Source organism: Amycolatopsis sp. NPDC028719, assembly GCF_055565395.1.
On the sequence record NZ_JBVHUL010000003.1, the window covers coordinates 174,581 to 194,800 of the forward strand.

The window sequence follows — 20,220 nt, forward strand, 5'->3', positions numbered from 1 at the left end:
GCCTTCGCCTGGCGTGCAACGGGTGCAAGACCGACTGGACGGCCGATGCGGACAGGGCTACGTACAAGGCGGAATTCCTCCCCTCCGCAGGCCGCCCCGTGGCAGGGGCCGCAGTCGGACTTCACGAATGGCCGAGCGATGTCGCATCGTTTCGGGATGGCACGCGCAGGTCAGCCGAGGCTGCGCCCGGTGGTGGAGGTGAAGCGGAACTCCACGCTCACCGGGAGAACTTCCAGGTCAAGCGCCTGGTGCAGCCGGGGAAGCATCTCCGCCGCCAGGTGTTCCCGGACCTCCTGCGGGTCAGCGTCGTGGGCCAGTGTGACGACCAAGGCCAGCGTCGGGGCCTCGCGAGTTCCCGCCAGCGTCGCGCGCGCCTGGTGCACACCGGGGTGAGCACGCAGTTCTTCGGTGAACGGGACGACGGCCGTGTCGGCGGCCAGTTCGGTGCGGCCACGGTCCGGGTCGGTGTCGAAGCGCCAGGTCCGGGTGGGTGGCCGGCGTGTCAACTGGGCGAGGATCCAGCGCAGCGCCAGCAACCCGAGCAGCACCGCGACCGCGGCGGTGACGTACCAGGCCCACGCCGGCGGCGCCGCGGTGCCGGGCACCAGCGTGGTCGCCGGGTCGAGGACGTCCAGGCGCCCGAAGTGTGTCGCCACCGCGAACCCGCCGGCGGCCAGCAGGAGCAGTCCGAGCAGGGCCAGGACCGTGCGGTTGAGCCGCGCCGGTCGGTTGAGGCCGGTCATGTCGTCCTCCTCGGGGCACGGACCCGCACCGTCACCGCGGGCGGGGTGGCCGGGCGGATCCGGTCCAGCCGGCCGGCGACCGCCGCGCGGACGGCCTCGGCCAGGCCGTCGGGACGGGTGCGGGCGGTGTCGACGCGGACCTTGATCCGCCGTCGGCCGAGCTTCACCCGGGCAGCGGAGACGCCGTCGACACCTGCGGCGGCGGCGCGCAGCGTCGTGCGATAGCCGCCGCGGGCGACGCCGGAGTCGAACCGCCCGGCCAGCGGCAGGACGGTGGCCGTCCCGGGCAGGATGGCGGCGAGCACCAGCACCAAGCCGGCCAGCACGAGAACGCATCCGGCGACGGCGGTCGCGAGGTCGTTCCAGCGCAGGTCGTGCAGGGTGGCGGCGACGGTGTCGTAGCTGATCCAGGGGCGTTCGCCGAGGATCAGCTGGATGGCGCTCACGGCGATGAGCACACACGCGGCCAGCAGCACGAGCGCGCTCAGCAGGGCTGGGACGCTCCGGCGGGGACGGCGTTTCATTCGACCCTCCGAGAGCCGGCGACGGTGCGGTGCAGGGCGGTGACGGTGATGTCGACGCGGGTGACGGTGAGCCCGGTCAGCTCCTCGACGCGGCGCTCGAGGTGCTCGCGGGCCCGCTCGGTCGTCCGGGTGACCGAGGCCGGGTAGGTGGTCGAGAGGCGCACGTCCAGTGCCACCTCGCCGCCGGTGACATGGGCGGTGACCCTGGCGGACCGGTCCGGGGCTTCGGCGCCGAGGCTGACGCCGAGGACCCGGCCCGCGGCGCCGCCGACATCGTCGATCTCCAGCACCGCGTGGGCGGCCAGGCGTTGCACGGCCTGTGCGGCGATGGTGAGTGTGCCGCGTTCGAGGGTGGCGGTCACGGTGCTCAGCCCCGGTCGCGCCCGGACAGCTGGGACAGGTCGAGCTTGCCGTCGAGGACGCGGCCTGCGAGGAAGCCGATCGCGCCGAGGACGGCGACGGCGGCGAACGCCCCGAACCCGCCGAAGGCGACGGCCAGGCCGAGCACGAGGCCGGTCAGCAGGCCGAGCTGGGTGGAATTCACGAGACCTTCTCCTTCGCTTGCTGCTCCACAGTGGACTGTTCGACGAGGTCCGCCAAAATGACATGGACGGCCCGCCCGGTGACGCTCGCCGCGGCCCGCACGGCCGCGGCGAGCTCGGCGGCCACCACCGGAAGGTGCGCGGTGACCGCGATGGTGACGTCCTCCTCGCGGACCCGGACTCCTTCGACCCGCCGTGGCGGGTCGAGGGTGGCGATCTCCCCGAACCGGCCGCCGTGCAGGCCGGCCACGCCAGGCACGGCCAGCACGGCGGCGGCGATCCGGGCGGCGTCGGGCTCGGGTGTCACTGCACCCGGCCGGTGTCGGTGGTCTCGCCCTCATCGTCGGAGGGCAGGTGCAGGTCGCCGACGTGGATGTTCACCTCGACGACCTCGAGGCCGGTCATCTGCTCGACCGCGGTGATCACGTTGCGGCGCACCGAACGTGAGAGGTCGGCGATGGAGACGCCGTACTCGACGATCAGCTGCAGGTCGACGGCGGCCTGCTTCTCCCCGACCTCGACCGACACGCCTTGGCCGGCCGAGGCGGTCGCGCCCGGGATCCGCTCCCGGATCGCCGAGAACGCCCGCGCGGCGCCACCGCCGAGGGCGTGCACGCCGGGCATTTCGCGGGTGGCCAGGCCGGCGATCTTCTGCACCACGACGTCGGAGATCGACGTCGAGCCCTGGGCGCTCACCAGCGCGCCCTCGGTCTTCGCGGCGGGCTGGGACGAGCTGGTCTGCGCGGGAACCTTGGTGGCAGCAGTGGTCATCGTGGTCTCTCCTTCGCACGGGACGGATGTCTTGGATCGGCAGAGGAACCGACTTCGATCGTTTCCTCCACACAGGACAGACACCCGAGCGGGCAGTTCGTCACGACCCGATCATGTGAGGTACGCCACTCATCCGGGAGGTGCGCTGTGCCGGCATGGCGGCATCCGCTGGGAATACGCGGACTGCGACGGCGGTGCCCTCTGCTACGGCGACATCAGGGGTGGCGCGTCGAGGTTGCGGATGGCGCCTACCAGCCGGGCGACATCGGCGTCCGAGGCGATCGCCATGGACGCCGCCGACTTCACGAACGCCGACACCGTCACAGATCACTCGACATCGTGAACCACGGAGATTCCGCGAGGAGTTCGCGCATGGCGGCCCGCCGCGTCACCCACGTCCATGACCATGCCAGTTCGGACGTCGACCTCGACCACGACAGGCTCCGAGCAGCCGTCACGGCACCCGCAGCGCCGCCGCGGGCGGTCCTGAGCGCCCGACCTGCCACCGGTCCGGCCGCCACTCGCACCTCGGGGCCCGGTTCGGCGCGGAATGGGCGTCAACCAGCACCGCGATGCCTGTAGAGGGGAACACCACGTTCTCGCTCTCCGTTCCGGTCGAGACCGCAGGTCGCCGTCTGGCACACGTGCTTCCCTCAGAGAACCAAAAGCTGATCGCGGTCATGGTGCTCAGTTCGCCGCGCTGAGGATTGCCTCGGCCACCACGTCCGGGTGCACCAACGGGACGGCGTGGGAGGATTCGACCTCCACGACCGTGGAGCCCGCCCGCTCGGCCATCCACCGTTGGGCCTCGGCGGGAATCGAGCTGTCCTGAGTGGACACTACGGCCCAGGACGGCAAGGTGTGCCAGCTGGCGGGCTTCACGAAGCTGCCTTCCAGGGTGACCGGGTTGAACGGCTTCTGGGCGGCGGCAAGGATCTTCTGCTCACGCACGCTGGCGTCGCCGGCGTAGACCTCCCTGAACTTGTCCGGCCGGAGGTAGATCTCCGCACCTCCGGGGTACCCACGCACAACCAGGTTGTCCGGGGTGAGCAGGCTGCCCGGGAACTTCTCGTTCAACGCGCCCGCGGTCTCCCCCGCGTCCGGCTGGAAAGCAGTGACGAACACCAGTGACCGGACTTGCGGGGTCAACGCGTCCGGAGCCGAGATCACCGACCCGGCGTAAGAGTGCGCAACGACCACGAGCGGGCCGTCGAGGGTGCTCAGGAAGTGCTTGACGTAGGCGACGTCGCCGTCGAAGTCACGCATGGGCAGGGACGGCGCGATGACGGGGTAACCCACGTCCTGCAGCCGCACGGAGACCCGGCGCCACACCGAGGCATCGGTCAGAGCGCCATGGATGAGAACGAAGGTCGGCTGGTTCATGGGATTCGATCTCCTGAGGTTGAGTCGGCGAGACACCCAGCCTTGCCCCAGGGACACCGAGCGGACAGTGGCAGTACTGCCGACTACCGAAAGTTTTCCGCCACTCGGTCAGGCGAGATCGAACCTGAACGCTTTCCGGTGTTCTCGCGGCGAAACGTTCGTCGAGCGCCGGAACTGCACCCGCAGGTTCGTCGCCGTGCCGAAACCGACCCCGCGCGCGATGTCCGCCACGGAGAGTTCCGAAGTCTCCAGGAGCTCTTTGGCTCGGGCGATGCGCTGGTCACGCAGCCAGGCCAACGGCGAAAGGCCGACCTTCTCGCGGAAGCGCCGGTGGAAGGTCCGCTCCGACATGGCGAACCGAGTGGCCACGTCCTTCACCGACAAGGTGTTGTCCAGCGACACGAGCATCCACTGCTGGGCCCGGGCGATGACGTCATCACCCGGCGGGACGACCGCTTTCTCCACGAACTGCTGCTGGCTGCCGGCCGGCCGGGGCGCCATGACGATGCGCCGTGAGACGTGCCGCGCGGCAGCCGGCCCCAGGTCGACGTTCAGCAGATGCAGGCACAGATCCACGCCGGCGGTGACACCCCCGGAAGTCCGCCCCGCGCAGCAGCTCCAGCCCGCCGTCCGGAACGACCGTGGTCCCGCCGGCCACGGGCACCGCACCGCCACCGACGGACACCGTTACGAGGTGGTAGGCCTCGGAGGCCTCCCGGCCGAAGATGTGGACCGGGATCGCGTAGTCGAGCGGCAGCACGTCATCGGGCAGGACGACCACGATCCGGTGCCGAGTCACGGCAGGACTCTATAGGTGCACCAGCTGACTGCCGAAGCCGAGAGCACGCGCTGGGCCCAGCTGAAGCCGGGTAGAGGCGGAGCGACGACGAGCTGCAGCCAGGCGACGACACCGGCGCCGGCCGATAACAGCGGGAAGGGTTGGCCGCGGGCATCAACGGCGGCCCCGGTGCTCGGCGATCAGGTCGGCGTAGAAGTGACCGCTCGCCTTCACGGTGCGGAGCTGGGTCTCGAAGTCGACTCGGACGAGGCCGAACCGTTTGTCGAGGCCGTTGTCCCACTCGAAGTTGTCGAGCAGGGACCAGGCGAAGTACCCCTTGACCGGCGCGCCCGCCTCGGCGGCCGACGCGACCGCCGTGAGGTGCTCCTCGAAGTAGGCGATCCGGTCCTCGTCCTGGACGGAGCCGTCTTCGGCGACCTTGTCGTCGAACGCGGCACCGTTCTCGGTGATGTAAATGGCCTGCGCGCCGTAGTCGTCGTGCAGCCGGTGGATCAGGTCGGCCAGCCCCTGACCGTGGATTTCCCAGCCCATGGCGGTGGTGCCCGCGCCCTCCGCCGGCAGCTGCCTGGCGAAGGGCGCGGGGCCGGTGGGATCGTCCTCGACGATCTGGCGGAAGTAGTAGTTGAGGCCGTGGTAGTCGGTGGGCGCCGCGATCACGTCGAGGTCGTCGCCGAGCACCGGTGGCTCGACGCCGTAGACCTCGAGCATGTCGGCCGGGTAGCCGCGCCCGTTGGCCGGGTCGAGCCACCACCGGTTGACGTGCCCGTCCATCCGCTTCGCCGCGGCGATGTCCTCGTCGCGGTCCGAGGCGGCTTCGATGCCCGACAGGTTGCACACCAGACCGATGCTCGCCGGGCGGGCGGCGTGCGCGCGGATGGCCTGCACCCCGAGCCCATGGGAGAGCAGCAGGTGGTGCGAGGCGTGCACAGCCTGCGTCAGGTCCTTGACACCGGGGGCGAACCGGCCCTCGAGGTAGCCGAGCCAGGCGGCACACAGCGGTTCGTTGACGGTGCTCCAGTCCCGCACCCGGTCGCCGAGCCGGGCGGCGACGACCGCGGCGTACTCCGCGTAGGCGTAGGCGGTGTCCCGCTCGGGCCAGCCGCCCGCGACCTGCAGCGCCGAAGGCAGGTCCCAGTGGTACAGGGTGACGAACGGGCGGATCCCGGCTTCGCACAGGGCGTCGACGAAGCGGTCGTAGTGGTCGAGACCCCGGGGGTTCACCTCGCCGCGGCCGGTCGGGATCACCCGGGGCCAGGCGATGGAGAAGCGGTAGGCGTCGAGACCCAGTTGCTTCATGATCGCCAGGTCTTCGGGCCAGCGCCGGTAGTGGTCGCACACGACGTCGCCGGTGTCGCCGTTGTCGATGGCGCCGGGCAGCCGGCAGAATTCGTCCCAGATGGACGGCAGGCGGCCGTCGACGTCGACGGCGCCCTCGACCTGGTACGCGGCCGTGGCCGCGCCCCACAGGAAATCCGCGGGCAGAGAAAGCTTCAAGGCAGGACCTCACCTAGGGAAGTACGTGGGCGGGAGGGGGTTTACTTGACGGCGCCGGCGGTGAGCCCGGAAACCAGGTAGCGCTGGAAGAGAAGAAATCCGGCGACGATCGGCACCGAGACGATCAGGCTCGCGGCCATGACCTGGTTCCAGTACACCTGCACCTGCGTGGAGTACTCCTGCAGGCCGACGGCGAGTGTCCTGGTGTCCGAGTCGGTCATGACGGAGGCGAACAGGACCTCGCCCCAAGCCGTCATGAAGGAATAGATCGACACCGCGACGATGCCGGGGACCGCGGCGGGGATGACGACGCGGATGAGCGCGCCCACCGGCCCGTTGCCGTCGACCATCGCGGCTTCGTCGAGCTCCTTGGGGATGGAGTCGAAGTAGCCGGCGAGCATCCAGATCGCGAACGGCAGCGAGAAGGTCAGGTACGTCAAGGTCAGGCCGAGGCGGGAACCGTACAGGACGATGCCGGTGGTGTTGCCGATGCTGACGAAGATGAGGAACAGCGGCAGCAGGAACAGGATGCCGGGGAACATCTGGGTCGACAGGACGGTCATGGCGAAGAAGTTGCGCCCGCGGAACTTGTACCGGTTGATGGCGTAGGCCGCGAAGATCGCGATCAGCACCGAACAGACGGTGGCCGCGCCGGAGATGACCAAGCTGTTCAGGAAGTACTTGGCCAGCGGGATGGTCTTCCAGATGTCGAGGAACGGCTGGATCGTCAACGTCGTCGGAATCCACTGCCACGCGCCCTGGACGTCGCCGAGGGGCTTCAGCGACGTGGAAAGCATCACGTACAGCGGCAGCAACGTGAAGAGCGCGAGGAAACCGAGGACGAAGCGGCGGGCCCAAGGGACCCAACGAGGCTCAGACACTGGCCCTCCTCCTCCGGCGGGAAGCCACCGCGAGGTACGCGGCGCTGACCACCATCAGGAACAGCAGCAACAGCACCGACATGGCGGAACCGAGGCCGAAGTTCCAGGTGACGAACGAACTTTGGTAGATGTGGATGGAGATCAGCGATGCCTCGCGTGGGGCGGACTTCCCGAACAGGACGTACGGGGTGTTGAAGTCGTTGAACGTCCACAGGAACAGCACGAGCAACAGCACCTGGTTGACCGGCCGCAGCATGGGCTGGGTGATCGCCCGGAACTGGGTCCACCAGCCGGCGCCGTCGATCGACGCTGCTTCGTAGAGCTCCCCCGGGATGTTCTGCAACCCCGCCATGACGATGAGGAACGCGAACGGCCAGTTCCGCCACACCGAAACGATCAACAGCGACCAGAAGCTGTTGTCCCCGATCAGCCAGAAGGAGTGGGTGCCGAGCAGGCTGTTCACCAGGCCGGTGTCGCGTTGGAACATGAACGACCAGGTGATGACGGCGGCGTACATCGGCAGCGCGTACGGAACGAGGAACAACGTCCGCAGCAACCCACGCCCGCGGAAGCTGCGCTGCATCAGGACCGCGGCGGACGTGCCGAAGAGCCAGCAGAGCCCCACCGACAGGACGGTGTACTCGACGGTGATCGCGAACGAGTGCGCCAGCGCCTTGCCCGTGGCGGTGTCGAAGTCGAGGACGAACTTGTAGTTGTCGAGCCCGGCGCCCGGGGCCGCCGACCAGTTGCGGATGTAGTACTGGGTCAGCTTGACGAAGCTCATCACGACGCCGACGAGCATCGGGACGACGTGGATGAGCAGTTCCAGCAACAGCGCCGGCAACAGCAGGAGGTACGGGAGGGCCGGCCGGCGGCGTTTGCGCCGCGGGCTTCCGGGCCGGGGGGCTCCAGCCGCCTTCGCAGCCGGAGCCCCCCGCACAGCGGTCGTCATGTCCGGGTCAGCTCCCGGCCGCGATCTGCTGGTCGGCCTGGGCCAGCTGATCCTTGATCTTGCCGGCCTCGACCGTGCGGCCCGCCGCGACGTCGGCGAACATCGTCTTCATCGCGGTGCCGATCAGCGTCTCGAACTGTGATTCCTGCGTGACCTGCGGCATCGGTTCGGCGGTGGTGCTCAGGACGCTCTGGAACACCTTGACGTCCTCGGTCTGGAACGCCGGGTCACCGTAGGCGTCCTGCACCGTGGGCAGCGAGCCGTAAGTCTTGTTCAGCAGTGCCTGCTCGGGCGCGGAGACCATGAACTTCACGAAGTCCAGCGCGGCGTCGGGGTTCTTGGCGCTCTTGAACACCGCCAAGTTGATGCCCGCGACGAAGCTGGTGACCTTCCGGCCGTTCGCGGGCGGGTTGGCCGGCAGCGGGATCGGCGCGACTCCGATGTTGGCCATGTCCGCCCCGATGTTCTTGAACGAACCGGTCGACGCCTGGTTCATGAACATCGCGGCTTTGCCGTCCACCAGGTCCTTGAGGGACTTCGCGGTGTCGGCGTACTCCGCGTTCGACGGGTTGACGATCTTGTCCTTCTGCATGAGGTCGACGTACTGCTGGACGGCCGCGACCGCCGGGTCCGACGCCAGCTGCGGCTTGCCGTCCTGGGAGAAGAAGTTCGCCCCGTGCTGGGCGCCGAGGATGGCGGCGTGGTGGCTGTTCTCGGTCACCTGGCCCGCCTGCAGCGACAACCCCCACTGTCCCTTCTGCGGGTCGGTCAGCTTCTTGCCGTCCGCGACGAGCTCTTCCCACGTCGCCGGGGGCGCGGTGATACCGGCGTCCTTGAACAGCTTCTTGTTGTAGTAGAGACCGTAGGCCTGGCCGTAGAGCGGCACACCCACCGGAGGCTGGCCGTTCGCACCGGTCGCGGCCAGCGACGGTCCGAGGAACCGGGCCTTGCCCCCCACCTTGTCGAGGGCGGCGTCGTCGAAGGGCAGGAACGCACCGGTGGCCTGGAGCGACGCTGACCACGTGTTGCCGATGTTGAGGACGTCGGGCCCCTGACCGGAAGTCGTCGCGGCCAGGATCCGGTTGAGCAGATCCGACCACGGAACGACCTCGAGCTTCACCTTGACGCCGGTGGCCTTCTCGAACTTGTCGAGCTCGGGCTGCAGGACCGCTTTGTCGTTGTCGAGACTCGTGCCCTGGTTGGAGGCCCAGTAGGTGAGTTCCTTGGGGCCGTCGGCCGACGTGGAGTCGCCGCCACCACAGGCGGCGGTGGTAGCGGCGGCCAGCGCCAGGACGAGCGCTGACGCAGTGGTTCTCATTCGCATCTGAAGTCCTCGGGGTGTGCGGACGAGCCACGAAGGTCTCTGTGACTCAGGACACAGCTTAATTCGCGCCTTGATTTAACTCGTGTGACCAAGAAGAGTCAAGGCCGTGAACCCCGTTTGTTCACGCCGTGAAAGAAGGTCACCAGGAGAGCACGCACCATGACGCAGCGCCGACCGGGCACCGCGGGCTCCCTCGGGCGAGACAACCGCTCCCTGCTGCTTCGCTCGCTGTACTTCAGCGCCCCGGCCAGTCGGCACGCTCTGGCAGCGGCTACCGGACTGAGCGCGGCCTCGGTCGGCAAAGTGGTGCGCGAGCTGGTCGGCGAAGGCGTCGTGATCGAAGCCGGCTCCCTGGGTTCCGACGGCGGCCGACCGCGGAAACTGCTGCGCATCGCTCCCGGTTGCGGTCACGTGGTCGGTGTGGACGTCGGCGAAACGGGGATCCGGATCGGGCTCTTCGACCTGTCCATGACCGAGCTCGCCGATGCCGACCGCCCCCTGGATCCCCGCCGGCACGGTCCGGAAGCGGTCGCCTCCCGAATTTTGTCCGGCTTGACCGCCGTGCTGACGAAGACCGCCGTTCCCACCGACGCCGTCCTCGGAATCGGCATCAGCGTGCCCGGCGCTGTCCGGCAGACGCCGGGGAAGACGGTGGGCTCGCAGCGGTTCGGTCGGGACCCGATCTCCCTTACCGAGCTGCTGCGTGCGGGCACCGACCTGCCATTGCATTTTGACAGCCAGGCCAACACCGTGGGACGGGCCGAGCTGTGGTTCGACAGCGGCCGGGAAACGCCCAGCGCGGTGGTCTTGCTGCTCGGCACGGACGTGGAAGTCACCATCATCTCCGGAGGCTCCACTGTCCACAGCGGCCCGGGCGCGGGAGAGTCCGGGCACACCGTCCTCGTCGCCGGCGGGCGCTCCTGCCGGTGTGGCAGCAAAGGCTGCCTTGAAGCCTACGTCGGCGCCGAGGGGATCCTCGACCGTTTCCGCGAAGCGGGCGGCGTCATCGCAGGAGCCGCCGACCAGCAAACAGCCCTCGCCGCCATCGTCGATGACGATCAGGGAACCGGCGTCCTGGCGGAGACTCTCGGCTACCTCGGCGCGAGCATCGGAGGGCTGATCAATCTGCTCAACCCCACCCGCGTCATCCTCGGCGGCTGGGCCGGCTTGCTCCTCGGCGCACGCGATCTCGACGCCATCCGCGACGCGGCCCGCCGCCATGCGCTGAAGTACTCGTTCGCCACCACATCGATCGACCTGTGCAGCTTCGGCCCCGAGGCCGCGGTACGCGGTGCCGCAACCCTGCCCCTCGAGCACTTCCTGGGCGGCCGAAGCAGTCCGGGACAGCCAGTCGCGGGCGTGTAGAGGTTGATCAGGTTGCCGTCCGGATCGCGGAACGGCATTCCCTGAGAGCTGTCGATCATCGGGTTCGACGACTCACCGTTGTGCCAGGTGATGACGGGCCACCCTCGAACGAGAAGGGTCGGCCAGTCGACGAGGACGTCATCCGCACGACACCGGCCACCGCAACGCGATGACCGCAAGCTGGCGCGGACGGCGGTAGGTCCGGCGGTGCTACGCCGTGCCCGGATGCCACGCTGGTCGATGACGTACGACCCGGTCAGCTGGCTCGAGGTCTCCCCCGGTCGGCGTGGGATGAGGCGATCGCCCGTCGTGCAGATCAGACGAGGCGTGGAGTGCACACTCAGCGGAAGACGGCCGGACACAGCCCCACCGTCCCCCGTTTCTATTCCGCCGAACAATGGGGCGGATAGCAATGCCCATGACTCCTGGGGCAGAGATCAGGGATCCGGCGGGGTCGGGGCACCACCCGGCTGAGGGTCGAGGTGAGAAGACCCCGCCGGTTCACCTGACGGACGCTCCCTCGGGGGTTCGTCGAGAGCGGAGCGTCACGCCACATCAGTTTATCGATCCGCTTGACTCTGCTTCACGCGAATCCGAGTGGATTCGGCGTGAACGCTTGTGCGAATGATGAGAACAGACAAAGGTCGCCGCGGCTGCGCACCTGCCCGGGCCAAGCGGACAGGTGGCTTCGCAGCGCGGCGACCCTGGTACTGGCGACGGTCGCAGCGTGCGCTTTCCGCGCAGCGACCGAGTTGCCGCCGGGTGGGGCCGGCCCACACAGGGGGTTCGGTGGCCGGCCCCACCCGCGCCGGCCTGGCGGGACAGTGCGGTGGGCACCCTGACGCGCAACAGGAGTGTGCCACTCGGTTCGAGCCCGGGTGTCACTTCACACTGACACGCACCGCCGGATTCCGCGCCCGCGGCCGGCTTCCGCACACACAACGGGCGGCCGGGGCACGGAGCCTCAGTTGTCCTGGCTGGTGCCGCCGTCGGTCACCGCGCCCGCCGCGCAGTTGTACGGGGACTCGCCGCTGGCCTCGTGCTCGCCCGGCGACAGGATCGGGACGCCGATGCCGTTGAGCGAGTCGCGGATCGGGACCTGGACACCGAGGACGTTGACGTCGTTGCCGCAGATGCCCGGCGTCACGTTGACGTTGTGCAGGACGTCGGTGTTGTTCAGGTTGACCAGGCCGACCTGGCCGCTGTAGTCGTAGCCGTGGTGACCGTGGTGGTGCCCGTGCTCCTCGTCGGGCGTGCCCGCAGCCGCGATACCGCCGGTCAGGAACGCGCCGGCAGCCATGGTGGCCGCGACGAAACCGATCTTCTTCAGCATGAATTCTCCTCGGATCGACGATTGCTGTGGCGGCAATTGAGGTGTGTTCCGCCCAGAAGCGAAACCTACTGACGCCCCCTACCCCATTCCACTTCGAGACCACCATCGTGTAACCATCCCGACTCCCTGACCGGGCTTTTGCGCCACGAACGGGGTAGCGACGCGGAGACAGCTCCCCGCCGGAACCAGAGCTTTTCCGGGTTCCGGAAAGAATCCGCGAACGCTGGACACGGGAAACTCGTGGACACAATTACACACGGTGCCCAGCGAGCGCCGAAGCCTGATGCGTCACGCTTTGGAATAGCCGTCCAGCACCACCACCACTCCGCTGCGTCACAAAAGCGCGGACCTGATCCTTCGAAAGTGGCTGCGGTTTCGTTCTCCTACGCTCGACGTCCAGCACCCGACGTGACGCGAAGGAGTCGTGCGTGGTGGGTTACGGAATGCTCGTGGCATCGGCCCTGCTTTACGCGGTGGGGATCGTCGCGCAGAGCGTGGCGGCTCGCCGGGCCGAGAGCAGGCCCGGCGCAGGCGTCAACCTGCTCGCCCGGCTGGCCACGGACCCGCTCTACCTGGTGGGTTTCGCCGGCCAGGCAGGCGGGTTCGCGTTCGCCTTCTTCGCGCGCTCCTCGCTGCCGCTGTACCTGGTCCAAGCCGCGTCGGCGGCGGCGATCGGCCTCGCCACCGCGTTCGGCGTGCTGGTCCTCGGGTGGCGGATCCGGACCGCGGAAGCCCTGACGCTGGTGCTGCTGGCGAGCGGGCTGATCGTGCTGGCCGCGTCGGCGGCGCCGTCGGTCGCCGACGACCTCGGAGCGGGCGGACTCGTGGTCCTGACCGCGGTGGTGGCCGCGACGGGACTGGCCATGATCCCGGCGGGCCGCGCCGGCACGTTCCTGGCGCCCGCGGCGCTGTCCGGGGTGGCGTTCGCCGTCGTGGCGGTGGCGAGCCGCAGTCTTGCCCACCTCGATCTCGTTGCCCTGCCGGCGAACCCGCTGACCTGGCTGATGCTGGCCGCCGCCGTGCTCGGCCAGGCTTCGATGGCGGTCGCGCTGCAACGCGGCCCGGCCGCGGCGGTCGTGGCCACGGCGGACGCCACGACGATCGTGCTGTCCTCCGTCACCGGCATCACCGTGCTGGGCGACGACGTCGCCGACGGGAGCCGGCCCTGGGTCGCCCTCGGTCTCACCGTCGTCGTCGCCGGCGTCCTGTTCCTCGGCTCCCAGAGCCGAGCCGGAACACGCGCGGGGGAAGCCGCATGAGCGGACGGCCCCTGGCGAGCGTGTCGGTGGACCTCGACAACCTGTGGGCGTACCTCAAGACCCACGGTGACTCCGGCTGGCGCCGGTACCCCAGTTTCCTGCCCTCCGCCGTCCCCCGGCTGCTCGAGATCCTCGGCGAACAGCGGCTGACGACGACGGTGTTCGCGGTCGGCGCCGACGTCGTCCGCGAAGACGGGGCGAAGGCGGTCAACGACATCGCCGCGGCCGGGCACGAGGTGGCCAACCACTCCTTCGGCCACGAACCCTGGCTCCACCGCTATTCCCGCGTCCGGCTCGAAGAAGAGCTGAGCCGGACGGAGGACGCGATCGTCTCGGCCGGCGCTCCCCGGCCCACCGGCTTCCGCGGTCCTGGCTACAGCGTCACGCGCGACCTCGTCGAGCTGCTGGCCGAACGGGGCTACGCCTACGACGCGAGCACGTTGCCGACCTGGATCGGCCCGCTGGCCCGCGCGTACCACAACCGCACCGCGCCACCGGTCACCGGCGACGACGGACGCGGCGAACTGTTCGGCGGCTTCTCCCGGGTGCTGGCACCGGTGCACGCCCACCGCTGGCGGACGACCGGCGGCACCGCGCTCGTGGAGCTCCCGGTGACGACGATGCCGCTGCTGCGCACCCCGATCCACGGCTCCTACCTCCTGCAGCTCCACGAAGTTTCCCCGCGGCTGGCCCGCACGTACTTCCGGACGGCCCTGCGCCTCTGCCTCGCCCGCGGCGTCGCTCCGTCGCTGCTGCTGCACCCCACCGATGTCCTCGGGAGCGCCGAGGCACCCGGGATGGAGTTCTTCCCCGGCATGGCCACGCCGGGCGGGCGGAAGGTGGCCTGGCTGGGGTGGGTCCTCGACGCCCTGCGCGCGCACTTCGACGTCGTCGGCACCGGCGAGTACGTCCGCCGGGCCGACGTGCGGCGCGAACGCCCGGTGACCCGCCTGGACGGCCGGAGATGACCACGTTCACGGTCGTGCTGCCGGCCGAACCCCGGACGCACGCGGCGACGCTGCGGGTTCTCGCGTACGCCACCGTGGCGCTGGCCCCGGTCGAGGGCTACCTCACGGCCGTCGACGCGCAGCTCGGCAAGGTCGCGCCCGCGCTGCTGATCGCCACCTGGCTCGTGGTCCGGGTCCGGCAGCGGCGGCTCCCCCGGCCGACGCCGCTGCACGCGGTCCTCGCGCTGCTCGCGGCGGTCGTCGCGACGACCGCGGCCGCCCATTCGTCCGGTGTCTTCACCACCGGGTACACCCTCCGGTGGCTCCCGTTCCTGGTGGTCACCGCGGTGCTCGCCGACGTCGCCGGCCGCGAGGTCCCGATCCGCGGGCTCCTGCTGGCCATGGCCGCCGGCGCCACCGTGGCCGGCGCCGGCGCGCTGTACAGCCTGGTCGTCGACGGCGAGGCGCGGGCCAGCGGTCCCCAGCCGGATCCGAATGACCTGGCGTACTTCCTCGTGGCCGCGGTGCCCGTGCTTTCCGTGGCCTGCCAGGGCTTGCGTCGCCGGAACCTCGTCGTCACCGTCGCCGGCGCCGTGCTGGTGGCGGGCTCGCTGGCGACGTTCTCCCGCGGCGGGGCGCTGGGGCTCGCGGCCGCCGTCGGCTGGCTGCTGCTGCGCCGCGTGCTGCCGTGGCGGGTGCTCGGCGCCGCGGCCGCGGCGGTCGCCACGCTGGGTCTGGGGGCGCTGCTGTTCGCCGGGCCGGAACTCGACCGGGCCGTGCAGGAGAAGAGCTTCATCGCCGCGTCCAATGTAGACACACGCGAGCTGCGGTGGCAGGCCGCGGCCCGCATGGTGACCGCCCACCCGGTGCTCGGGGTCGGTCCCGGCGGGTTCCGTGAGGAGTACGCCGCCGAGTCGCACGACGCCGAGGTCGACGAGCAGACGCCGGTGGCGCACAACATGTACCTCGAAGTGGCCGCGGAACTGGGCCTGCCGGGGTTCGCGCTGTTCACCGGCGTGATCGCCGTGGCCGCGGTGGCGAGCGAACGGGCGGTGCGGCACGCGCCCACCGGGCCGGTCCGCGCCGAGGCCGTCGCGATCCAGGCGTCGCTGCTGGCCGTCCTGGTGACTTCGACGTTCCTGTCCGAGCAGTACTACCTGCCGTTGTGGTCGCTGTCCGCGCTCGCCGTCGCGGCCGGGAGCCGAGTGGGAAGGGCTGGTGCCGATGCGTGTCCTGCACGTGATCAGTGAGATGGGAGCCGGTGGGGCCGAGACGCTCGTCGCCGGCATGGCCACCCGCGGCGACGAGTACGGCTGGGTGTCCGCCGTCGCGAGTGCCGGCGGCTTCCGGGCCGACGCGCTCGCCGCCGGCGGGGTGACGACGTATCCCGTTCCGCTCGCCCGCCGCAGCAAGGCCGGGGTGCTGCGGGCGGCGCGGGGCGTGCGCCGGGCGGTGTCGCGGTTCGCTCCGGACATCGTGGTGGCGCACAACGTCGGCGCGAGCCTGGTGGCCCGGCTGGCCCTCGTCGCCGGTCGCCGGCGACCGGTGGTGACGGTCTTCCACGGCGTCGCCGACGAGGAAATCCCCGCGGCCGCGCGCATCCTGCGACGCACGTCCGACCGCGTCGTCGCCGTCTCCGCGGCGGCGGCGGACCGGCTGGCCGAAGCGGGCCTGGACCGGCCCGACGTGATCCGCAATGCCGTCTTCGCGCAGCGCCCGGTGTTCGGCCGGGCCGAGGTGCGGGCATCGCTCGGTCTCGCCGACGGCACGCCGGTCGCGCTCTGCCTCGCCCGGCTGGAGCCGCAGAAGCGCCACGACGTGCTCCTCGACGCCTGGTCCCGCCTCGACGGCGACGCGGTGCTGTGGCTGGCCGGCGACGGAAGCCTCCGCGCCGGGCTCGAGCGTCGCGCCGAGCCCTTGAACGGGCGGGTGCGGTTCCTCGGCACCCGGAAGGACGTGCCGGACCTGCTCGCCGCGGCCGACGTGACGGTGCTGGCCAGCGACTGGGAAGGCCTGCCCCTGGCCGTGCTCGAGTCGATGGCGGCCGGGCGGCCGGTCGTCGCGACCGACGTCGGCGGAGTCCGTGCCGTGCTGTCCGGCGGCGGCGGGCTCGTGGTGCCGCCCGGTGATCCCGCGGCCATCGCGGAGGCGCTCGCCGCACTGCTGTCCGACCCGGCCGCCCGGCACTCCGCGGCGGCCGAGGGGCTGCGCACCATCGAGCGGGAGTACGACCCGCACACGGTGATGAAGGCCTACGACGAACTGCTGCGGACCGCGCTCGGAGGTGGCCGGTGAACGACCTTCTGTCCAGGATTCCCCGCACCGCGGCGGTGAGCGTCGCGGCCGCGCTCGTGGTGGGCCTGCTCGTGCTGACCGTCGGCCTGCTGCGTGGCCAGGTGTACCAGGGGCGGGTGAGCCTGCTGGCCGAGCCGGCCGGCCAGGCGGACGGCCCGGCCGCGCAGTACGGCGAAGTCGTGTCCCTGGCGTTGCCCGCGCTGGTCGAGCTCGCCCGCAGTCCGTCCGTGTTGCAGGCGGCGGCACCGGTTTCCGGCTACGCGCCCGAAGAGCTCGGCACGCACGTCTCGGTGGAGCTCGTGCCGGCTTCCGGGCTGGCGCGCCTGTCGGTGCGGGCGCCGTCGGCGGAGCAGGCGGGCGCGACGGCGTCGGCGCTGGGCAAGGCGATGATCGACGCGAACCTGCTGGCCCCCGTGGGCCGGCTGCGGGCGCTGGACCCCCGCCCCGACGTCGTCCCGGTGGCGCCGGACGCACCGCTGGTGACCGGACTGGCCCTGGTGGCGGCGATCGCCGCGGGTCTCGCGACGGCGGCGATCCGCCGGACGACGCCGTCGCGGCTGCGCGGCGGATCGGGCGCGGTGCGCCGTTCCCTGGCCGCGGCGGGCATCCACCGTCCGGTGGCGGTCCTGCGCGCCGACGACCCGGCGGCCGCGGACCGGCTCGCGGTGCTGGGCCGCGCGGCCGGGCGGCCGGTGCGCGTCGTGCCGGTGGCGCCCGAACTCGCGGAGACCGCGGCCAAGCTGGCGGCCGCGCTCCCGGACGAGCACGACGGAACCGGCACGTCGGTGGTGGCGGTGACGGGAAAGCGGCACCACGACGAACTGACCGCCACGGCCGGGGTGTTGCCGGCGGACGCGGTGCTGGTGGCGGTGGTGCTGGCGTGAGCGGGACGCCGGCGACCCCCCTCGCCGTGCGGCTCCGCCTGTCCGGCCTGAGCCCCCTCCACCGCGGCATCCTGGTCGTCGCGGCCGTCGCCGGTGCGATCGGTGCCTGGCACGCACTCGCGCCGTCGTGGCAAGTCCCCCTGCCGACCGCCGCCAACGCGGCCGAAGAACGGCTGCAGGACTTCCGCGACGCCCTGTACTTCCCGATCCGGGAATTCCTCGCCGGCGGCAACCCCTACGACCCCGCCGCGATGTTCGCGCACTGGCCGGTGCGCCAGGACTTCAACCTCTACCAGCCCTACCACCTGCTGCTGCACCTGCCGTTCGCCCTGCCCGGCTACCGGGCCGGGGCGGTGGCGTTCACTGCGGTCAACTTGCTGCTGCTGGTCGCGCTCGCCGCGCTGGCCGGGCACGCGGTCCGGCGGTTCGTGGCCGTGCCGGTCGCGGTCACGACCGTCGTCGTCGCCGCGCTGCTGGTGACCAGCCAGGTCGGGAAGGCACAGCTCTACGTCGGCCAGGTCAACCCGTTGATCGCGCTCGGCGCGGCGGGCGCGCTGCTCGCCCGCAAGGACCGGCCCGGGTGGGCGGCGGTGGCACTCGCGCTCGCGTGGCTGAAGCCGCAGTACGGCTTTCCCCTGGCCGTCCTGCTCTTCGCCCGGGGCTCGCGGCGGGTGGCGCTGACCGGGACCGCCTTGGCGGCGGCCGCGAGCCTGCCGGTCGTGCTGCTGCTCGTGCTCCGGGGCGGGGGGATCGGCGCGTTCGCCGACGTCGTCGTCGCGAACCTCACCCACGCCCGGGGGACCGACTACGGCGCCGTGGACTCCCCCACGGCGCAACGCGTCGACCTCGCCGCCGTGCTGTTCCGCGTCACCGGCTGGGCGCCCACGGCGATCGAGCTGGTGGTACTTGCCGGCGTGCTCGCCGCGAGCGTGCTGCTCGTCCGGCGGCTCGACCGGCCGGCCGCGAACCCGCTCGCCGACCTGCTCACCTGCCTGGCCGTGGTGGTCTGCGTGGTGCACCAGCCCGGCGACGTCCTGATGGCCGTGCCCGCGATGGCCGCCGTGGCCGCGCTGTGGTGGCGGGACCGGGGCCCCGCCGGGCTCGCGGTGCTCGTGCTGGCGGTGCCCTTCGCTCATCTGTACACAGTGGACTCACTGGTGGTCGCGACGCTCGGCGCGCGGGCGGCTGTCACGGTCGACGGTGTCGCGGTGGTCGTCGCGTGGGGCCTGGTGGTGTCCGTCGCCGTCCGGTTGTCCGGGATGCGCGCCGAAGCCGGGGCCGGCGGATGACCGGCGGGCTCGGGACGCGGGTGGTCCGGGGTTCGCTCTGGCTCGGCGTGGTGAACCTGGTCAGCAAGAGCAGCCAGATGCTCGTCACCCTGGTGCTGGCGGCGCTGCTCACCGAGGGTCAGCTCGGTGCCGTGGCGCTGGCCGTGGCGCTGGTCAACCTCGGTCAGGTGGTGCAGTCGATCGGCGTCTACGACGTGCTCGGCCGCACCACGCGGGACCCGCGCCGGATGGCGGGGACCCTGCTGGTGATGAGTGTGGGCGCCGGCCTGGTCCTGGCCATCGTCCTCGCCGCCGCCGCGGGCCCGGTCACCGCGTTGCTCGGCACCCCCGAAGCCGCCGGCCTGGTGCGCCTGGCCGCGTTCGGCCTGCCGTTCTCGGCCGCCGGCGGGGTCCAGATGGGACTGATGCACCGCGAACTGGACTTCCGCCGCCGCCTGCTGCCCGACGGCGGTGGCGCGGTCCTGGGCGCCGGCGTGACGGTCCTGCTCGCCCTCGCCGGCGTCGGCCCCGCCTCCCTCGTGATCGGCCTGCTCGGCACGGCGATGGCTCAGCCGCTGCTCGGTGCGCTGGCCGGCGGCGGCGTCCGGCCGCACTGGGACACCGAGGCGGCAAGGGAAGCCGTGCGCTGGGTCGCCGTCGTGGGGCCGGCGGCCGTCGTCGGTGCGCTGCTGGTGAACCTCGACTACCTCGCCGTCGGGCACGTCATCGGACCGGCCGCGGTCGGTGTCTACTCGCTGGCCTACCGGCTCGCGTGGGTGCCGTACATCATGGTCGCGGTCGTCCTCGGCGCGGTGGCCTTCCCCGTCTTCACGCGCTTGCGGCGCGAAGGCGATTCGCTGACGGAGGCGGTCACGCGGTTCAGCCGCGCGGTCCTCGTGGTCACCGGCGGTCTCTACCTCGCGCTGGCCGTCCTCGCCGACCACGTCGTGCTGCTGGGTGCGCGCTGGGCGGACGCGGCCGGCCCGCTGGTGCTGCTGGCCGGCTACGGCTGCGCGATCTCCCTCCTGCAGATCTGGTACCAGGCCGTGAAGGCGACGGGGCACGCGCGGCGCTACCTGGCGCTCGAAGGCACCCACCTGGTCCTGCTCGCGACCGGGCTGGGACTGCTGACCCACGCCGGGATCGGGGCCGTCGCCGCCGTCCAGCTCGGGGCGGCCTGGCTGGTGGTGCCGATCGCCTGGCGCGTGCTGGCCGGGCTCGGCGTCGCGCCGCCGGTGGCGCGGCTGCGGGGAATCGTCGCGCGCGTGCTGGGCGCCGGTGCCGCCGGCGCGCTTCCCGCCCTCCTGCTCGCCCACACCGGGTTCTTCGGCCCCCCGGAGTCACTGCCGGGTGCCCTCGCCGAAGGCGCCGTGCTCATCGCCGGGTACACCGGCGCCACACTGGTGTTCCAGCGCGGCGAGCTGTCCGCATTGCGCCGGGGCGGGCTGCGGTGAAG

Annotated in this window: 21 protein-coding genes; 8 read left to right on the forward strand and 13 right to left on the reverse strand. The window is 71.3% G+C overall.

The window, feature by feature from the left end:
* Nucleotides 1-170 precede the first annotated feature (170 nt).
* From amaP to ACZ4TR_RS14695, 12 genes are all read right to left on the reverse strand, one after another.
* Complete coding sequence (amaP, locus tag ACZ4TR_RS14640) at nucleotides 171-743, reverse strand: alkaline shock response membrane anchor protein AmaP (RefSeq protein ID WP_465287515.1); 573 nt, start codon at nucleotides 741-743, stop codon at nucleotides 171-173.
* On the reverse strand, nucleotides 740-1,267 hold the full coding sequence (locus ACZ4TR_RS14645; RefSeq protein WP_465287516.1) for a DUF6286 domain-containing protein: 528 nt from the start codon (nucleotides 1,265-1,267) through the stop codon (nucleotides 740-742). Before ACZ4TR_RS14645 ends, amaP begins: the two co-directional genes overlap by 4 nt.
* Complete coding sequence (locus ACZ4TR_RS14650; protein WP_465288109.1) at nucleotides 1,264-1,638, reverse strand: Asp23/Gls24 family envelope stress response protein; 375 nt, start codon at nucleotides 1,636-1,638, stop codon at nucleotides 1,264-1,266. The genes ACZ4TR_RS14645 and ACZ4TR_RS14650 overlap by 4 nt, the downstream gene beginning before the upstream one ends.
* Nucleotides 1,635-1,811, reverse strand: coding sequence for a hypothetical protein (locus tag ACZ4TR_RS14655; protein WP_364511231.1), 177 nt, complete (start codon nucleotides 1,809-1,811; stop codon nucleotides 1,635-1,637). The genes ACZ4TR_RS14650 and ACZ4TR_RS14655 overlap by 4 nt, the downstream gene beginning before the upstream one ends.
* Nucleotides 1,808-2,116, reverse strand: a complete 309-nt coding sequence (locus ACZ4TR_RS14660; RefSeq protein ID WP_465287517.1) for a hypothetical protein — start codon at nucleotides 2,114-2,116, stop codon at nucleotides 1,808-1,810. The genes ACZ4TR_RS14655 and ACZ4TR_RS14660 overlap by 4 nt, the downstream gene beginning before the upstream one ends.
* Nucleotides 2,113-2,580, reverse strand: coding sequence for an Asp23/Gls24 family envelope stress response protein (locus ACZ4TR_RS14665; protein ID WP_465287518.1), 468 nt, complete (start codon nucleotides 2,578-2,580; stop codon nucleotides 2,113-2,115). The genes ACZ4TR_RS14660 and ACZ4TR_RS14665 overlap by 4 nt, the downstream gene beginning before the upstream one ends.
* Before the next feature lie 687 nt (nucleotides 2,581-3,267).
* Nucleotides 3,268-3,963: an alpha/beta fold hydrolase gene (locus ACZ4TR_RS14670; protein WP_465287519.1), complete on the reverse strand. Its 696-nt coding sequence runs from the start codon at nucleotides 3,961-3,963 to the stop codon at nucleotides 3,268-3,270.
* A 108-nt stretch (nucleotides 3,964-4,071) separates the two neighbouring features.
* Nucleotides 4,072-4,539 carry a GlxA family transcriptional regulator gene (locus ACZ4TR_RS14675; RefSeq protein ID WP_465287520.1) on the reverse strand — a complete coding sequence of 156 codons (468 nt, stop codon included), beginning with the start codon at nucleotides 4,537-4,539 and terminating at the stop codon, nucleotides 4,072-4,074.
* A 376-nt stretch (nucleotides 4,540-4,915) separates the two neighbouring features.
* Nucleotides 4,916-6,256, reverse strand: coding sequence for a GH1 family beta-glucosidase (locus tag ACZ4TR_RS14680; protein WP_465287521.1), 1,341 nt, complete (start codon nucleotides 6,254-6,256; stop codon nucleotides 4,916-4,918).
* 41 nt (nucleotides 6,257-6,297) lie between these two features.
* Nucleotides 6,298-7,137, reverse strand: a complete 840-nt coding sequence (locus ACZ4TR_RS14685; RefSeq protein WP_465287522.1) for a carbohydrate ABC transporter permease — start codon at nucleotides 7,135-7,137, stop codon at nucleotides 6,298-6,300.
* Nucleotides 7,130-7,981: a carbohydrate ABC transporter permease gene (locus ACZ4TR_RS14690; RefSeq protein WP_465287523.1), complete on the reverse strand. Its 852-nt coding sequence runs from the start codon at nucleotides 7,979-7,981 to the stop codon at nucleotides 7,130-7,132. Before ACZ4TR_RS14690 ends, ACZ4TR_RS14685 begins: the two co-directional genes overlap by 8 nt.
* Nucleotides 7,982-8,096: 115 nt before the next feature.
* Nucleotides 8,097-9,407: an ABC transporter substrate-binding protein gene (locus ACZ4TR_RS14695; protein ID WP_364511210.1), complete on the reverse strand. Its 1,311-nt coding sequence runs from the start codon at nucleotides 9,405-9,407 to the stop codon at nucleotides 8,097-8,099.
* 165 nt (nucleotides 9,408-9,572) lie between these two features.
* Here ACZ4TR_RS14695 and ACZ4TR_RS14700 point away from each other — a divergent pair, with 165 nt between their 5' ends.
* Nucleotides 9,573-10,778: an ROK family protein gene (locus ACZ4TR_RS14700; protein WP_465287524.1), complete on the forward strand. Its 1,206-nt coding sequence runs from the start codon at nucleotides 9,573-9,575 to the stop codon at nucleotides 10,776-10,778.
* Between the two features lie 964 nt (nucleotides 10,779-11,742).
* On the opposite strand, the gene ACZ4TR_RS14705 is transcribed toward ACZ4TR_RS14700, so the two are convergent.
* Nucleotides 11,743-12,111, reverse strand: coding sequence for a hypothetical protein (locus ACZ4TR_RS14705; protein WP_364511204.1), 369 nt, complete (start codon nucleotides 12,109-12,111; stop codon nucleotides 11,743-11,745).
* Between the two features lie 428 nt (nucleotides 12,112-12,539).
* Between ACZ4TR_RS14705 and ACZ4TR_RS14710 the strand changes: the two genes are divergently transcribed.
* From ACZ4TR_RS14710 to ACZ4TR_RS14740, 7 genes are read left to right on the forward strand one after another with little or no spacing between them, the layout of a single operon-like run.
* Nucleotides 12,540-13,370, forward strand: a complete 831-nt coding sequence (locus tag ACZ4TR_RS14710; RefSeq protein WP_465287525.1) for a hypothetical protein — start codon at nucleotides 12,540-12,542, stop codon at nucleotides 13,368-13,370.
* Nucleotides 13,367-14,338, forward strand: coding sequence for a polysaccharide deacetylase family protein (locus tag ACZ4TR_RS14715; protein WP_465287526.1), 972 nt, complete (start codon nucleotides 13,367-13,369; stop codon nucleotides 14,336-14,338). The genes ACZ4TR_RS14710 and ACZ4TR_RS14715 overlap by 4 nt, the downstream gene beginning before the upstream one ends.
* The gene (locus ACZ4TR_RS14720; protein ID WP_465287527.1) at nucleotides 14,335-15,567 is read left to right on the forward strand and encodes an O-antigen ligase family protein; all 1,233 of its coding nucleotides are present in this window, start codon (nucleotides 14,335-14,337) and stop codon (nucleotides 15,565-15,567) included. Before ACZ4TR_RS14715 ends, ACZ4TR_RS14720 begins: the two co-directional genes overlap by 4 nt.
* Complete coding sequence (locus tag ACZ4TR_RS14725) at nucleotides 15,542-16,612, forward strand: glycosyltransferase (protein ID WP_465288110.1); 1,071 nt, start codon at nucleotides 15,542-15,544, stop codon at nucleotides 16,610-16,612. Before ACZ4TR_RS14720 ends, ACZ4TR_RS14725 begins: the two co-directional genes overlap by 26 nt.
* Entirely contained in the window at nucleotides 16,609-17,496 is an 888-nt protein-coding gene (locus ACZ4TR_RS14730; RefSeq protein ID WP_465287528.1) for a YveK family protein, read from the forward strand. The genes ACZ4TR_RS14725 and ACZ4TR_RS14730 overlap by 4 nt, the downstream gene beginning before the upstream one ends.
* The gene (locus ACZ4TR_RS14735) at nucleotides 17,493-18,785 is read left to right on the forward strand and encodes a glycosyltransferase 87 family protein (protein WP_465287529.1); all 1,293 of its coding nucleotides are present in this window, start codon (nucleotides 17,493-17,495) and stop codon (nucleotides 18,783-18,785) included. Before ACZ4TR_RS14730 ends, ACZ4TR_RS14735 begins: the two co-directional genes overlap by 4 nt.
* Nucleotides 18,782-20,218: an oligosaccharide flippase family protein gene (locus ACZ4TR_RS14740; RefSeq protein WP_465287530.1), complete on the forward strand. Its 1,437-nt coding sequence runs from the start codon at nucleotides 18,782-18,784 to the stop codon at nucleotides 20,216-20,218. Before ACZ4TR_RS14735 ends, ACZ4TR_RS14740 begins: the two co-directional genes overlap by 4 nt.
* The last annotated feature ends 2 nt before the right edge of the window (nucleotides 20,219-20,220 follow it).

Coding starts and splice junctions, on each gene's coding strand:
- ACZ4TR_RS14700 (WP_465287524.1), top strand. CDS start 9,573: ATGACGCAGCGCCGACCGGGCACCGCGGGCTCCCTCGGGCGAGACAAC.
- ACZ4TR_RS14645 (WP_465287516.1), bottom strand. CDS start 1,267: ATGAAACGCCGTCCCCGCCGGAGCGTCCCAGCCCTGCTGAGCGCGCTC.
- ACZ4TR_RS14705 (WP_364511204.1), bottom strand. CDS start 12,111: ATGCTGAAGAAGATCGGTTTCGTCGCGGCCACCATGGCTGCCGGCGCG.
- ACZ4TR_RS14695 (WP_364511210.1), bottom strand. CDS start 9,407: ATGAGAACCACTGCGTCAGCGCTCGTCCTGGCGCTGGCCGCCGCTACC.
- ACZ4TR_RS14715 (WP_465287526.1), top strand. CDS start 13,367: ATGAGCGGACGGCCCCTGGCGAGCGTGTCGGTGGACCTCGACAACCTG.
- ACZ4TR_RS14740 (WP_465287530.1), top strand. CDS start 18,782: ATGACCGGCGGGCTCGGGACGCGGGTGGTCCGGGGTTCGCTCTGGCTC.
- ACZ4TR_RS14665 (WP_465287518.1), bottom strand. CDS start 2,580: ATGACCACTGCTGCCACCAAGGTTCCCGCGCAGACCAGCTCGTCCCAG.
- ACZ4TR_RS14725 (WP_465288110.1), top strand. CDS start 15,542: ATGCGTGTCCTGCACGTGATCAGTGAGATGGGAGCCGGTGGGGCCGAG.
- ACZ4TR_RS14720 (WP_465287527.1), top strand. CDS start 14,335: ATGACCACGTTCACGGTCGTGCTGCCGGCCGAACCCCGGACGCACGCG.
- ACZ4TR_RS14670 (WP_465287519.1), bottom strand. CDS start 3,963: ATGAACCAGCCGACCTTCGTTCTCATCCATGGCGCTCTGACCGATGCC.
- amaP (WP_465287515.1), bottom strand. CDS start 743: ATGACCGGCCTCAACCGACCGGCGCGGCTCAACCGCACGGTCCTGGCC.